At 62.5% G+C, this 14,201-nt stretch carries 13 protein-coding genes and 1 tRNA gene; 8 read left to right on the top strand and 6 right to left on the bottom strand.

Annotated elements, in window-relative coordinates; genetic code table 11:
• The first annotated feature begins 11 nt into the window (after positions 1-11).
• From ACXZ1M_RS22730 to ACXZ1M_RS22705, 6 genes are all read left to right on the top strand, one after another.
• On the top strand, positions 12-881 hold the full coding sequence (locus tag ACXZ1M_RS22730; protein WP_459049879.1) for an alpha/beta fold hydrolase: 870 nt from the start codon (positions 12-14) through the stop codon (positions 879-881).
• Between the two features lie 85 nt (positions 882-966).
• Positions 967-1,803 carry an SDR family oxidoreductase gene (locus ACXZ1M_RS22725; protein WP_459049878.1) on the top strand — a complete coding sequence of 279 codons (837 nt, stop codon included), beginning with the start codon at positions 967-969 and terminating at the stop codon, positions 1,801-1,803.
• Positions 1,800-3,362: a glycerol-3-phosphate dehydrogenase gene (glpD, locus tag ACXZ1M_RS22720; RefSeq protein ID WP_459049877.1), complete on the top strand. Its 1,563-nt coding sequence runs from the start codon at positions 1,800-1,802 to the stop codon at positions 3,360-3,362. The genes ACXZ1M_RS22725 and glpD overlap by 4 nt, the downstream gene beginning before the upstream one ends.
• Entirely contained in the window at positions 3,355-4,842 is a 1,488-nt protein-coding gene (gene glpK, locus ACXZ1M_RS22715) for a glycerol kinase GlpK (RefSeq protein WP_459049876.1), read from the top strand. Before glpD ends, glpK begins: the two co-directional genes overlap by 8 nt.
• A 3-nt stretch (positions 4,843-4,845) precedes the next feature.
• Complete coding sequence (gene tpiA / locus ACXZ1M_RS22710; protein ID WP_459049875.1) at positions 4,846-5,556, top strand: triose-phosphate isomerase; 711 nt, start codon at positions 4,846-4,848, stop codon at positions 5,554-5,556.
• 167 nt (positions 5,557-5,723) lie between these two features.
• Complete coding sequence (locus ACXZ1M_RS22705; protein ID WP_459049874.1) at positions 5,724-6,320, top strand: RNA polymerase sigma factor; 597 nt, start codon at positions 5,724-5,726, stop codon at positions 6,318-6,320.
• On the opposite strand, the gene ACXZ1M_RS22700 is transcribed toward ACXZ1M_RS22705, so the two are convergent.
• Positions 6,317-6,847: a molybdopterin-dependent oxidoreductase gene (locus ACXZ1M_RS22700; protein ID WP_459049873.1), complete on the bottom strand. Its 531-nt coding sequence runs from the start codon at positions 6,845-6,847 to the stop codon at positions 6,317-6,319. The genes ACXZ1M_RS22705 and ACXZ1M_RS22700 overlap by 4 nt on opposite strands.
• A 118-nt stretch (positions 6,848-6,965) precedes the next feature.
• Here ACXZ1M_RS22700 and ACXZ1M_RS22695 point away from each other — a divergent pair, with 118 nt between their 5' ends.
• Entirely contained in the window at positions 6,966-8,225 is a 1,260-nt protein-coding gene (locus tag ACXZ1M_RS22695) for a DUF2325 domain-containing protein (RefSeq protein ID WP_459049872.1), read from the top strand.
• Between the two features lie 24 nt (positions 8,226-8,249).
• Here ACXZ1M_RS22695 and ACXZ1M_RS22690 read toward each other — a convergent pair whose 3' ends face one another.
• A complete protein-coding gene (locus ACXZ1M_RS22690; protein ID WP_459049871.1) occupies positions 8,250-8,597 on the bottom strand; it encodes a winged helix-turn-helix domain-containing protein in 348 nt (115 codons plus the stop codon).
• A gap of 109 nt (positions 8,598-8,706) precedes the next feature.
• On the opposite strand from ACXZ1M_RS22690, the gene ACXZ1M_RS22685 reads away from it, so the two are divergent.
• Complete coding sequence (locus tag ACXZ1M_RS22685; RefSeq protein WP_459049870.1) at positions 8,707-9,078, top strand: gamma-glutamylcyclotransferase family protein; 372 nt, start codon at positions 8,707-8,709, stop codon at positions 9,076-9,078.
• Positions 9,079-9,527: 449 nt separating this feature from the next.
• Here ACXZ1M_RS22685 and ACXZ1M_RS22680 read toward each other — a convergent pair whose 3' ends face one another.
• The 4 genes from ACXZ1M_RS22680 to ACXZ1M_RS22665 form a co-directional block, all read right to left on the bottom strand.
• Positions 9,528-9,953, bottom strand: coding sequence for a hypothetical protein (locus tag ACXZ1M_RS22680; protein ID WP_459049869.1), 426 nt, complete (start codon positions 9,951-9,953; stop codon positions 9,528-9,530).
• A gap of 1,147 nt (positions 9,954-11,100) precedes the next feature.
• Positions 11,101-11,190: transfer RNA gene (locus tag ACXZ1M_RS22675), tRNA-Ser, on the bottom strand.
• 153 nt (positions 11,191-11,343) lie between these two features.
• On the bottom strand, positions 11,344-12,090 hold the full coding sequence (locus ACXZ1M_RS22670; protein WP_459049868.1) for a lecithin retinol acyltransferase family protein: 747 nt from the start codon (positions 12,088-12,090) through the stop codon (positions 11,344-11,346).
• A 24-nt stretch (positions 12,091-12,114) separates the two neighbouring features.
• Positions 12,115-14,199, bottom strand: coding sequence for a putative bifunctional diguanylate cyclase/phosphodiesterase (locus ACXZ1M_RS22665; protein WP_459049867.1), 2,085 nt, complete (start codon positions 14,197-14,199; stop codon positions 12,115-12,117).
• Between the last annotated feature and the right edge of the window lie 2 nt (positions 14,200-14,201).

Raw genomic sequence — 14,201 nt, 5'->3', positions numbered from 1 at the left:
TGGAGACCAGCATGAGCATCAAAATGGAACGCTACACACTCGGCGCCAATGACGGCCGGGCCATCCACGTCATCTCGTGGTCCGGCCCGGTGATCAAGGGCGTGGTGCAGATCGTCCACGGCATGGCCGAGCATTCGGTGCGCTACGAGCACGTGGCCGCCGCATTGATGGCGGCCGGCTACCGCGTCATCGCCAGCGAGCACCGTGGCCACGGCCAGGCAGCGCTGGACGACGGCAGCCTGGGCGACTTTGGCGCGCGCGGTTTCCAGGGACTGGTGGATGATATGGCGGTGGTCACGCGGCACGCGCGCGCTGGCCACTTCGGCCTGCCGGTGCTGATGCTGGCCCACAGCATGGGTTCGATGGCGGCGCAGATCTACCTGTTGGAGCACGGCGCACTGCTGGACGGCTGCGCGCTGTCCGGCACCACCGCGCTGGAGTTACTCGATCCGCGCGTTTCCGGCTGGACGGTGGAAAGCGCCAACGCCACAGTGGCCGATGCGCAAACGCCGGTGGACTGGCTGAGCCGCGATCCGCAAGTGCCGGCCGCCTACATGGCCGATCCGCTGTGCGGCTTTGCGCTAACCTTGCCGTCGCTGTTCTCCATTTTCGATGTCGGCAACAGCACGGCCGATCCGGCGCAGCTGGCGCGCATGCGCAAGGACTTGCCGTTGCTGCTTTTCACCGGCGACCACGACCCGGTGAACGGCATGCTGGCCTGGTTCGATCCGCTGGTGCGGCGCCTACGTGAAGCCGACGTGCAGGACTTGTCCACCCACGTCTACGGCGGCGCACGCCACGAAGTGCTGAACGAAACCAACCGCGCCGAGGTCATAACAAATCTGGTGGCTTGGTGCGACCGGGTGACCGCCTCACTCTAGCAATCCCTTCCCCTGCACAGTACCGGACAGCAGCGCCGCAAGGCGCCGCTGGCGGTCCCGTGCGCCCCAACGCAAAGGAATGAACATGACCCAGATATTTGTCGACGGCCTGCTGAAAGGCAAAGTTGCCCTGATTACCGGCGGCGGCAGCGGCATCAACCAGCGTATCGCCGAGACTTACGCTGCGGCCGGCGCGGCGGTTGCCATCGTCGGCCGCAACCTGGACAAGGCGGAGCTGGCTGCGGCGGCCATCCGCGCCGCCGGCGGGCAAGCGATAGGCCTGTCGGCCGACGTGCGCGACCACGACCAGATCTACGCCGCCCTGTTCCGCACGCACCAGCATTTCGGCCGGCTCGACATCGTCGTGGCCGGCGCGGCGGGTAACTTCGTCGCCAATGCGGTGGACATGTCGGCGCGCGGCTTCCGCACGGTGATCGATATCGACTTGATCGGCACCTTCAACACCGCCCACGCGGCGCATGAATTCCTGTCCAAGCCGGGCGGCATGCTGCTGGCCATCTCCGCCATCCAGTCGCGGCTGCCGACGGCCACGCAAAGCCATGTGTGCGCCGCCAAGGCCGGCATCGACATGCTGATCCGCACGCTGGCCATCGAATGGGGCGCGGTGGGCATCCGCTGCCTAGGCATCGCGCCCGGACCGGTGGGCGATACGGAAGGCATGCGCCGCTTGGCGCCGGACGGCCAGCGCAGCTGGGACCGTCTGCTGCGCGGCATCCCATCGGGCCGCGCCGCCAGCCGCGACGAGGTGGCAGCGTTCGCGTTGTTCCTCGCCAGCGGCGCGGCCGACTACATCAACGGCGCCGTCTTGCCGATCGACGGCGGCCAGACGGCGGTCGGCAGCCTGGAGTTCGGCGCCATGCTGAGCGAATCATTGGGACATGCGACGGCGGCGGTGGCATGATGAAAACCGCATCCGTGCTGCGCTGCGACCTGCTGGTGGTGGGTGGAGGCATCAACGGCGCCGGCATCGCGCGCGACGCCGCCGGCCGTGGCTTGTCGGTGGTGCTGTGCGAGCAGGATGATTTGGCGGCGCATACTTCATCCGCCTCCTCCAAACTGATCCACGGCGGCCTGCGCTACTTGCAGTACGGCGAACTTGGGCTGGTGCGCAAGGCGCTGCGCGAGCGCGAAGTGCTGATGCGCTCGGCGCCGCATCTGATCCGGCCGCTGCGCTTTGTATTGCCGCAGTTGCCGGGACTGCGTCCGGCATGGATGCTGCGCTGTGGGCTGTTCCTGTACGACCATCTGGCGCGGCGTGAACTGCTGCCCGGATCGGCATCGCTGGACTTGCGCACGCACGCGACAGGACAAGCGCTGGCGGCCGGTCTGCGCAGTGGCTTCATGTATTCCGACGCCGCCGTCGACGATGCCCGGCTGGTGGTGCTCAACGCGCTGGATGCGCACGAGCGCGGCGCCACCATCTTGCCGCGCACTCGTTGCGTGTCTCTCCATGCCAGCAACCAGACCTGGCACGCCAGCCTGCGCGCCGAGGACGGCACCACCACCACGGTGGAAGCACGCTGCCTGGTCAACGCCACCGGCGCCTGGGCGCTCGACCTGTTGCAACAAGCGCAGATCGCCAGCCAGCGCAAGCTGCGCATGGTCAAGGGCAGCCACATCGTGGTGCCGCGCCTGTTCGAGCATGAGGAGGCCTATCTGTTCCAGAACGACGACGGCCGCATCGTCTTCGCGCTGCCGTTTGAACAGCACTACACGCTGATTGGCACCACCGACGTGGAATTCACGGAAGACCCGCGCCGCGTAACCATCAGCGCCGAGGAAACTACCTACCTGTGCAACATCAGCAACCGCTACTTCCGCAAGCAGATCGGCCCGGCGGACGTGGTGTGGAGCTATGCCGGCATACGCCCGCTGCTCGATGACGGCGCCGGCAACGCGGCCGCCGTCACTCGCGACTACGAGCTGCTGACCGACACGCGCGCCGCGCCGCTGTTGTCTGTATTCGGCGGCAAGGTCACCACCTATCGCAAACTGGCGGAGGAAGCCCTGAACCGCATCGCCGGCATGATACCCGTGCCCGGCGCGGCGTGGACCGCCGTCGCCTGCCTGCCCGGCGGCGACGTGCTCGGCGCCGCGCCCGCCAATGCCTCGGTCCTGAACTTTGACGATTTCATCGGACGCATCCAGCGCCAATATCCATGGCTCCCCGCCACGCTGGCCAAGCGCTACACCCGCGCCTACGGCACACGCGTGCACAAGCTGCTGGCCGGCTGTCAATCGCTGGCCGACCTCGGCGTCGCCCTATCGCCCGGCCTGCACGAAGGCGAACTGCGCTATCTCATGGAAGCCGAATGGGCCCGCAGCGCCCACGACGTGCTGTGGCGGCGCACCAAGCTGGGCCTGCAAGCACCGCCTGGTGCGGCACGCCTGATCGACGCCTGGATGCAACGCCATCTGCGCCAGACGCCTGTTCTCGCCGCAGGAGGCCGGCATGGATGACTACATCCTCGCGCTCGACCAAGGCACCACCAGCTCGCGCGCCGTGCTGTTTGACGCCGCAGGCCGTGTGGCCGGCTGCGCGCAGCACGACATCCGCCAGATCTTTCCCCAGCCGGGCTGGGTGGAACACAACCCGAACGAACTGTGGCACTCGCAATTGACAGCGGCGCGTGAAGTGCTGGAGCGCTGCGGCGTGAGCGCCACGCAAGTGCGCGCCATCGGCTTGGCCAACCAGCGCGAAACCACCATCCTGTGGGACCGCGCCAGCGGACAGCCGCTGATGAACGCCATCGTCTGGCAAGACCGCCGCACCGCCGCGTATTGCGACGCGCTGCGCCGGGACGGCTACCAATCGCTGATCGGCGAGAAAACCGGGCTGGTGATCGACGCCTATTTCTCCGCCTCCAAACTGAAATGGATGCTGGACCACGTCCCCGGCGCTCGCCAGCGCGCACTGCGCGGTGAGCTGGCCTTCGGCACAGTCGACAGCTGGCTGGTCTACAAGCTCAGCGGCGCGCACGTGACCGATGCCAGCAACGCCTCGCGCACCATGTTGTTCAACATCCACACCGGACGCTGGGACGAGGAATTGTTGGCGCTGTTCGACATACCGGTCGCAGTGATGCCCGAAATCGTCGATAGCAGCGGCCACATCGCCACCGCCTCGGCCGACTTGCTTGGCTGCGCCATACCCATCACCGGCATCGCCGGCGACCAGCAGGCCGCCACCTTCGGCCAGGCCTGCCATCAGCGTGGCAGCGCCAAGAACACCATCGGCACCGGCAGCTTCCTGCTGATGAACGTCGGCGACGTGCCGGCGCCATCGGCCAACCAATTGCTGACCACCGTCGGCTGGCGCCTGGGCGGCCGCACCACGCACCTGATCGAAGGCAGCGTCTTCATGGCCGGCGCCACCTTGCAATGGTTGCGCGACGGGCTCGGCATCGTGAACGAAGTCAGCCAGGTGGAACAACTGGCCGGCATGGTGGCCGATGCGGATGGCGTGGTGCTGGTACCGGCCTTCTCAGGACTTGGCGCACCGCACTGGGACCCGTACGCGCGCGGCACCATCCTCGGCCTGCATCGCGGCTCGACCCGGCACCACATTGCACGCGCCGCGCTGGACGGCATCGCCTACCAGACCGTGGACGTGTTGCGCGCCATCGAGGCCGATTCCGGCGTGGCGCTGCGCGAACTGCGGGTTGACGGCGGCGGCGCTCGAAGCGACCTGCTGCTGCAGTTGCTGGCCGATGCACTGGGCATTCCCGTGTTACGGCCGGTGAATATCGAGACGACGGCGCTGGGCGCCGCGCAATTGGCCGGGCTGGGTGCGGGTCTGTGGGAAGGTATTGAGGAGCTGGAAAGTCATTGGCAAGTGGAACGTTGCTTCACACCAGCGACCTGCGCCGACCGCCGCGCCTGGGCCATGTCGCGCTGGCACGATGCCGTGTCGCGTTCAGTTGCGTGGGCAACATCATAGGAGATGGACTTGGCTAGAAAACTTATCGTCGGCAATTGGAAAATGAACGGCAACCGCGAGACCATCAAAGCGCTGTTGGCGGAGATCGTTGCGGCGGGTTGTGAGGCAGCCGTCTGCGTTCCCCACCCTTACCTGGCGCTGTGTGCGCATCTACTTGCCGGCAGCAAGGTCCGGCTGGGCGCGCAAGACCTGTCCGCACACACAGCTGGCGCCTATACAGGAGAAGTCTCGGCCGCCATGCTGCGCGAGTTCGGCTGCGCCTATGTGCTGGTCGGCCACTCGGAACGCCGCGTCTACCATGCCGAGTCCGATGCAGTCATCGCCCGCAAAACCGAGCGCGCCGTTGACGCCGGCTTGATCCCCATCGTTTGTATCGGCGAAACGCTGCACGAGCGCCAAAGCGGGCAAACCGAAGCCGTCCTTGCGCGGCAATTGCATGCGCTGCCCTTTGCCGGACTGGGGAATGTGGTCATCGCCTATGAACCCATCTGGGCCATCGGCAGCGGTGCCAGCGCTTCGCCCGAAGTCGCCCAGCAGGCACATGCGGCGATCCGAGGCCACGTAGGCGCCACCACCAAAATCCTCTACGGCGGCAGCGTCACGGCCTCCAACGCCGCCAGCCTGCTAGCCATGCCCGACATCGACGGCGCGCTCATCGGCGGTGCCTCCTTGAACGCCAAGGACTTCCTGCGCATTGCCCAAATGGCTCAGTGAGCGGCGGTTGTGAAAAAGCATCAAAAAATTCCTGTCGCTATGAATTAGGTGTGCTGCCGCACCATCAATGGAAAAACCGCAGGCGGCCTCAAGTGCGATTCTGTAATCTTGATGAACGACATTAAACTAATTTCATGATTCGTCCGACAAGAAGGCAGAGAGATTCCATGGGCATCGCCAAAATCGACCGCAGGCACCGAGCTGAGCTGCACCCTGAGGCAATTTGCAAGAGATCGAACAAAGGGGGCGGTTGGGTGTCGCTGGCCGATTTATACAAGTCGCAATGGCGTTCCGTATTGTCCCAGGCGCAATTTATTACGCGGTCACGTCAGGCCGCCGAAGAAATTACGCAGGACGTTTTTGCTTTCGTTTGGCAGCACGGCGACTCCTACGAATCAGCCAAGAGTAGTTTAGCCACTTGGCTTTCGATGCTATGCCGCAGCAGGTCCCTCGACTATCTCCGCTCTCAGCGAGCAGGATACCGAACGGCCGATGTCGATGCCCGGATAACTTCGGCTCATGAGGAGTCCGACCCGGAGGCGCAGCATGCCAGCAGCAGGTTGCGAGATGCTGTGAGCATCGCACTGAGGGCATTGCCCAAGCAGCAAAAGCAGCTCTTGGTCATGCATTATTACTCCGACTTATCGCATGCAGAAATTGCGATCCTTGCCGACCTTCCGCTCGGCACGGTAAAGACAACGATACGGCGAGCTAGAATCGCCTTGGGCATGAACCGGATGCTTGATGCATTCGACGTTCACTAGTCAACGATCTGGCGCACATCCACCGACTGCAGCCATTTGACATGGCGCGGTCCGGTGCGGATGTCCTTGCCCGAGATGAGGGCCAACGGACCTTCGGCGGCCGCCAACGGTTTGCCGTCGCGCTCGAACAGCACCAGCACCAAGTCGCCCAGCTCGGTGTTGAACAATTCGCTCCACGAGAACACCACCTTGTAGCCATCCGTTGCAGTGGCGATGATAACCAATTTTTTTACGGTGTTGTGATCGGTGGTCTGCACCTTGGCGCGTTCCAGCACGGCACGCAGGCGCACGCCTTTCAGCACGCTGGGCGGCGCACCAGCCTCGCGGGCCGGGAGTCGTAATTCTACAATCTGATCGGCAGTGAACTGGCGCAAGTCTTCCACGCTCAGCGACTGCGCTTGCTGTACCGCCCCGCCTATCGCCACGCGACCGGCAGGTGCCGATGGCGGCTGCGTATCGTGGGCTTGCGCCGCCAGGCCCGAGCCGAGGGCAATCGTCAGTACCACTCGCAACAGCAAAGAAGTCATCTCGGGTTCCGTAGTCAAAGATCAGTAGCGTTATATAGTAAATTATACTGCGGTGTGGCGCCGAGCTCCGCGATACGTTATATTTCTGCATATACAGCGCACTCCACAAGGACTTTCGATGCTCCAGCATGACCAGCAACCGGTGTTTGGCACCCGGCTTCCGCCTGCGGTGGAAGCGCGCTGGGATCCGTGCTGCACGCCGCCCGCCCCGGCGGCAGTGGCAGCGCCGGCAAAGCGGGCGCGACTGGCGGAGCTCGATCCCAACATCCATTGCTCCATCGTCGGCACTTGCCTGAGCACGGCGGAACTGCGTCGGCTGATTCCACGGTATGCGCCACAGCTGGACCGCAAGCATGCGACCGACCTGCAAATCCATCACACTGCGGTGGAGCTTTCCACCAACGGCGGCGTGGTCGCCAAGGAACTCAACAAAGCACTCGATACACGCCATGCGCTGACCATCAAGAAATTCCGCGCCGCGAACGATGAACACGCGTTGAAACTGCTGTGGCAAGAAGCGCTATCGAACGGCGACGTGCCCGGCGCCTACTGGGCGCTGATGACGCATCCGGCGGCCAGCTTCGACCTTCGCACAGTCGCCTTTGGCGATGTTCACATGCTGTCGCACCTGGTCGGAGCCTCCAACCGCGCCGACATTCGCCGGCTGGTGCAACTGGAAGAAGAATGCGAACGCCTCAAGGAGCACAACGCCGATCAGCAAACGCGCCTGCATGAAATGAGCCAGCAACATACGGCGGCGATGGAACGGTTGCAGCGGCAGTTGGCTACCCGACCGGCGCAAAGCGAGTCGGATCCACTGCCGACGGAAGTGTCGCAGCTGCGTGCCGCGCTGGCGGACCGCGACCAGAAACTGGCGCTGCACACCGAGCGCCGTAACGACACGGAACAAAGACTACTAGCCGAGCAAGAACGTAACACGGCCTTGCAGTTGTCCGTGCAGCAGGCCAGCGAGGAAGTGGAAACGGCACGCACGGAGCTGCGTGCCCTGGAGCAAGCGTTAGTGCAAACGATGAAAGCCGACGGCGACGATACTGCCGGCGTCTCGCTGCCGCAGTTGCACGGCAAATGTGTGGTGTATGTGGGCGGCCGCCCCGGAGCGACGGCCGTGCTTGGCAAACTGGTGGCGGCGGCCGGCGGTGAGCTGCTGGTGCACGACGGCGGCATCGAGGATCGTAAGGGGATGCTGCCGACCTTGCTGCCGCGTGCGGACCTGGTGGTCTTCCCGGTCGACTTCATCAGCCACAACGCCATGCACGTCACCAAGCAGGCCTGCGTCCGTCACAACATTCCCTGCCATCCTATCCGCAGCGCCAGTGTCGCCAGCTTTGTGGAACTCATGCAGCGTCTTATACCTTAACGCAAGCTGGTGGCCGCATTCAGGTTAGCGCTTCAGCTCCTTCAGCAATGGTGCCATTTGCTCGTTAGCGGCCGCTACTGCTGCCGCTTCCATGGCGCGGAATTGTTCCAGCACGCGCACACCGGCTTCGGTCAATTGCGCGCCGCCGCCGCGCGTGCCGCCGACTGCGCTCTGCACCAGCGGCTCACGAAAACTACGGTTCATCACGTCCACCAACAGCCATGCGCGGCGATAGGACATATCCATGGTGCGCGCCGCCGCGCTGATCGATCCGGTTTCACCGATGGCAGCCAACAGGTCGGCCTTGCCCGGCCCCATTGCCACCTCATCGTGGTGCCAGACGCGTAGTTTCAAAGCGAGTTTCGCTGCCATCAAGACTTCTTCCGACGAAAAAATTCATTATATCGCCGCCCATGAGGCAGATATAATTTGTCATCGTTATATCCGTCTGAATATAGTGAACTTCGAAAGGAATTTGTAGATGGCCTCACCACCAAACGAAGCGACAGAGCGGCTGTTTTCATACGGCACACTGCAACAGCCTGAGGTGCAAATGGCCACCTTCGGCCGGCTGCTTGTATCCAGCCAGGACGTCCTGCCCGGATATCGCCTGTCCTCAGTGGCAATCGACGACCCGGATGTGGTCAAGACCAGCGGCAAGACCCACCACCCCATCATTTCCCACACAGGATCACCGGCAGACACCATCGCCGGCGCAGTGTTGGCCATATCCACCGAGGAGCTGCGGCACGCCGACCGCTACGAGGTAGCGGCATATCGTCGCCAAAGCGTCACCCTGGCTTCCGGCGCGGTCGCTTGGGCCTACGTCGATGCGCGCGACGAGCTGGCATGACGGCGGGCTTCAGGGTGACGGGGTCCAGGGCGACGGGGTCTGCTCTGTCATTCGGACATGCAGAGGCATCGCTTGAGAAATCTCAAGGTGATAAAGACAGATCGTGATCTAAGCCACCGACGGGTGATTAGGTGCAGAACGCGCGCCCTCGGCGCGTGAGGCTGGGCGCTTGGCGCCCAACAGTTGGGCGATTCGGGGCGGGATGGCCCGGTAGGGCCATGCCCTTCGAATCTCACACGCAAGGCCCGCAGGGGCCTTGCTCGCTTCCACCAGGAAATAAAAAACCGCCAGCCTGAACGCGATCAAGATCGCGCTCAGTGCCGGCGGCTTTTTTATTGTCCTGGCGGAAGCGGTGTAATGCACACCACTAGCATCCATACGCCCTACAAAAGAGGCTATGCAGCACGTACCTACATTCATGCCTACCGCAACGTCGAGATTACAACTGGTCAGTCTGCACGAATCGGAGAGGCCACCCGCGCCTTCACAAACTCTTCTAGCGGCTGATCAATTAGCTCAGTGATCGGCAGGAAACCGTTCGGCTGAAGCACATCTCCGGTAGCAACCGTCTTCCAATCGCCTGAATCCGTGCAGATAAACAAAATGCCGCCTGGAGTTATTTCAGCGCTAAAGTTAACTTGTGCATTTGCCAACACCTCACCGCCGTGTGTGAAGCGAACGACAATGGTAAAAAAGTATTTTCCATCGCAAAACTGGGGGGTAATCAGCGATGCCGCCGGATCGATCTGGATTTTTTTATTGAGCGCGCCGAGAAACAGCATCGCCGATTGGCGGAGTGCTTCTCGTGCGCGTTGATCATTCTCGGACTTCTCTATCAAGTCATTGCGCAGCTTGTTGTAAAACGCCTGGTCCATTGGTGACTCCGTTGACTGCCGTAAAGTTTCAAAGAAAGTGCTTCGCGGGGCCGGGAACCGAACTGGTTCCCGGGTTACTTCTGCCGTTAACGCTTACTGTTCGGCGTCACCTTTGCTGGCACCCAGGTCGCGCCTGGCTTCGACGTTGGTGGTGCACGACGATTATCGGGAATGGTTGCCCAATTGTCAGTCTGGCCACCACGTGGACCTTGCTCACGGTAGATGCCACCATTGTTGCCAGGGTTCTGGCCGGGTTTGATGCCTGAGGTCATAAAGACTCCATAATTTATTAGCTAAAATAAGTTGTTCACCGTGTTTTACGGTATTAAAATGGAGTCCTCAGTTCGTTGTTTACGACACTGAGGACTGGTCAACCATCCTACGATCTCCTGATCATATGGGTGAAAGCCATATCCGATCCCTGCCTTTCCAGCACAACATTGCTGGCTATGTTTCCGCCTCCCAGCGGCTGGGTTCAAAATTGCGGGGTCTTCGGTCTGAACACCGGAGATCCCCACCTCTACAAGCCGAAGCCCACTAGATCTAGTGGCTACTCCCTACTTGATGACTGATTGTAGTAGCCTGCAATTTTGCTTACAAGGGGAAAATTTTGTCTCCGAAAACACTTTTGCTCTTGACATTAAGGGGCGCCATTCATGAAGCCGAGTTCCGCGCTAGCACTCACTAACATTGCTTATTTATTAAGGTTTATTTGATAATGTTTTAGCCAAAAAATGCTACCTTACCTATGAAAGAAGCTTCGGCGGCCGTGACTATTGAAGAAAACATCACAAGTCACCCGGTCAAGTTTCGATGATGCAGCAGTACAGCTTCGCTCTGTAGTAGCCACCAGCACGGCGACGGGGTTTGCTCTGTCATTCGGACATGCAGAGGCATCGCTTGAGAAATCTCAAGGTGATAGAGACAGATCGTGATCTAAGCGACCGACGGATGATTAGGTGCAGAGCGCGCGCCCTCGGCGCGCGGGGCTGGGCGCTTGGCGCCCAGCAGTTGGGCGATTCGGAGCGGGATGGCCCGGTAGGGCCATGCCCTTCGAATCTCACACGCAGGGTGCGCAGGCACCCTGCTCGCTTCCGCCAGGAAACAAATAAAAAACCGCCTCATGGGCGGTTTCTTATTTGTTTCCTGGCGGAAGCGGTGAGATTCGAACTCACGAACGGCTCACACCGTCGGCAGTTTTCAAGACTGCTGCCTTCAACCACTCGGCCACGCTTCCTAAGTGTGCAGCATTATACAGATTTCCCACACCAAAACCACCTTCGGTCGCCTTTGCCGATAAGCTCGCCCTGCCCTGCGCCCATTTTCCGCTCAAGGCGCATGCGAATACCTTCACCTTGAGCGCCTGCGGTACTCACTCACTGGCACGAATCTATTCCGTTACCCTCAGCTTGCCCTGCTTCATCTGCGTCACGTAATCCTGCAATTGCTCGCGCCTGGCTTGCAGCTTGCTCTCATGCTGCAGCACCTCCTCCAGCGCCGCAGACGTGGCGCCGGGTGTAAGCTGCTGTTCCAACACGATCCGTCTACTGGCAAGCTCGTCAAGCCTTGCGTTGACCTTCACCATCGCCGCGATCATGCTTTTAAGATGCGGGGCGCTGGAAAAGCGGTTTTCCTCGCGCTTGCGGTCGAAGATCCAGCTGGCCCATTTGGTCGCGCCCAAAGTCCTGGAAGCCTCATCCTTCAGCATCCACAGGAAATTATGCGGATTGTCGAATGCCGCCGTCAGACAGCCGGAGGAAAACTGATGGCAGTTGTCCATGAGGAAGCCGTAATCGCGGCGCTCGCCGATCATGGACTCCGCGCGGTCGGCCACCTCCTGCGAGCCCACCGGCCCGTTTTCATCACAGGATACGAAGATCGACAGGCCGGTCGACAGGCCGCCGAGCCGGTTCAGGAAAGTCCAGGCCGAGACGGCTTCGATGTCGCCATCGCCATTCAAGTGGACGATGCGGCCGTCACCGATGTAGACGCCGGAGTGCTCGGCAATGCCGGTCACGATCGGGCTGTAGAGAATCGAGCCAGGCACCGGATCTACCACCACGCCGCCGGCCAAGCCGTCATAAACCTGCTTCGCGCCAAACAGTGCGAGAGCGCCATACGCCGCCGTGATGATCATCCGATGTTTGCCTGAATCTGAATTTTACGCCGCCCGGCTGGCCCTGCCCGGCGCCCAGTTCTCGCGCAGGGCGCGTTCGAACGCGTCCGCTTCCAGCGGCTTGGAGAACAGATAGCCTTGCACTTCGTTGCAGCCGGAGTTCTTCAGGAAGGCCAACTGCTCCACCGTTTCCACGCCCTCGGCGATCACTTTGTGCTTCAACTGCTGGGCGATGCTGATGATCGTATTGGCGATCGCACAGTCGTTGGTGTCGCCCGGAATGCCGATGGTGAACGAGCGGTCGATCTTGAGCGTGTCGATCGGGAAGCGCTTCAGATACGACAGCGACGAGTAGCCGGTGCCGAAATCGTCCAGCGACAAGGTCACGCCCATGGCCGTGATCCGGTCCATGATGCCGATCACGCGGTCGATGTTGTGCATCAGCGTGCTTTCGGTGATCTCCAGCTCCAGCCACGATGGTTCCAGCCCGTAACGCCGCAAGGTGTCGCTGACGCGCCCCGGCAAGGCCGCCGTGAATTCGCGCGCGGAGACGTTGACCGCCAGCCGGATCGGCGGCAGCCCGGCGTCCTTCCACACTTGCGCCTGCGCGCAAGCCGCTTCCAGCACCCATTCGCCGACTTGCACCACCAGCCCGGTGGCCTCGGCCAGCGGGATGAATTCCGACGGCGGCACCAGGCCGCGCTCGGGATGGCGCCAGCGCACCAGCGCTTCGGCGCCGATGATCTTGCCGTCCGCGATGGCGTACTTGGGCTGGTAGTGCAGCAGCAGTTCGCCGTTGCCCAGCGCGTGGCGCAGGCCGGTTTCGATGCGCATGCGTTCCTGCATGCCCTGGTTCATGTCCTGGCTGTAGAACGCCACGTGGTCGCCGTCCGCGCTGCCTTCCTGCTTGGCGCGGTACATGGCGATGTCGGCCAGCCGCAGCAGGGTTTCGGCGTCGCCGCCGTCCTGCGGATAGACGCTGATGCCGATGCTGCCGCCCACGCGCAGGTCGTGGCCGTCGATCAGGATCGGCGCGGCCAAGGTGGCCAGCAGTTTTTGCGCCACCATGCTGGCTTCGAAGTGCTGGCCGATGTCGAACAGGCCGACCGCGAATTCGTCGCCGCCCAGCCGCGCCACCAGGTCCTGGTCGCGCAGCACGGTGCGGAAGCGGCGCGCCACTTCCACCAGCAACTCGTCGCCGATCTTGCGGCCCAGCGTGTCGTTGATGAGCTTGAAGCGGTTGAGGTCGATGAACAGCACGCAGCCGTGCGCCTTGTTGCGCTGCGCGACCATCAACGCCTGGTCGACCAGCTTGGTCAACAGTGTGCGGTTGGGCAGGCCGGTCAGGGCGTCGTAGTAGGCCAGGTGGTGGATGCGCTCCTCCGCCATCTTGCGTTCGGTGATGTCGGTCAGGTAGGCGATCAGGCCCACCGAGCGATTGTTGATGTCGCACAGCGCCGACAACGACAGGCTGGCCCAGAACACTTCGCCGCTTTTCTTTTTGCGCCGCACTTCCATCAGCCGCCCGCCCTGCTCCAGGAAGGCGTCGTGGAAACCGATGTCTTCGTCATCGTAGAGGAACAGGATGTTGCGGCCGACCGCTTCCACGGCGGTGTAGCCGAACAGGCGCTCCGCGCCCTTGTTCCAGCTGATGATGAAGCCGTTCATGTCCATGGTCAGCACGGACTCGTGGATCTGGTCGAGGATCTGCGCCTGGTGCTGCAGCTTGGCCTCCACCTGCACGTAGGCGTGGGTGGTGCGCTGTGCCACCGAGTGCACCTGCAGCACGCTGGCCGCGAGGCTGGCCAGGCTGGCCAGGTGCTGGCGGTCCAGATCGCTGTAGTGGGCGCGGCCGGACACCACGAAGCGGCCGAACAGGTTGCCGTCGAAACTGATGTCCTGGCTCAGGCTCGGCACGGCGTCGTCGTTGGCCGCCAGCACCGGTTCCACCGGCGGGTGCAGCAGCATCGAGAACGAGTCGGCCGGGATGTATTCGCCCAGCGGACTGTTGAGCACGGCGCGCACGATGCGTCCGAGTTCCTCGGCCAGGGCGGCGCCGCGCAGGCGCAGCACCGCGTCGCATAAGGCCGCGCTGTTGGTCAGGAAATCGGAGACGGGTTGCGCGAGCATCG

The sequence above is a fragment of the Duganella paludis genome (assembly GCF_054461335.1).
Note: the sequence above shows the minus strand (reverse complement) of the source record. Positions and strands in the feature narration are given on the sequence as shown.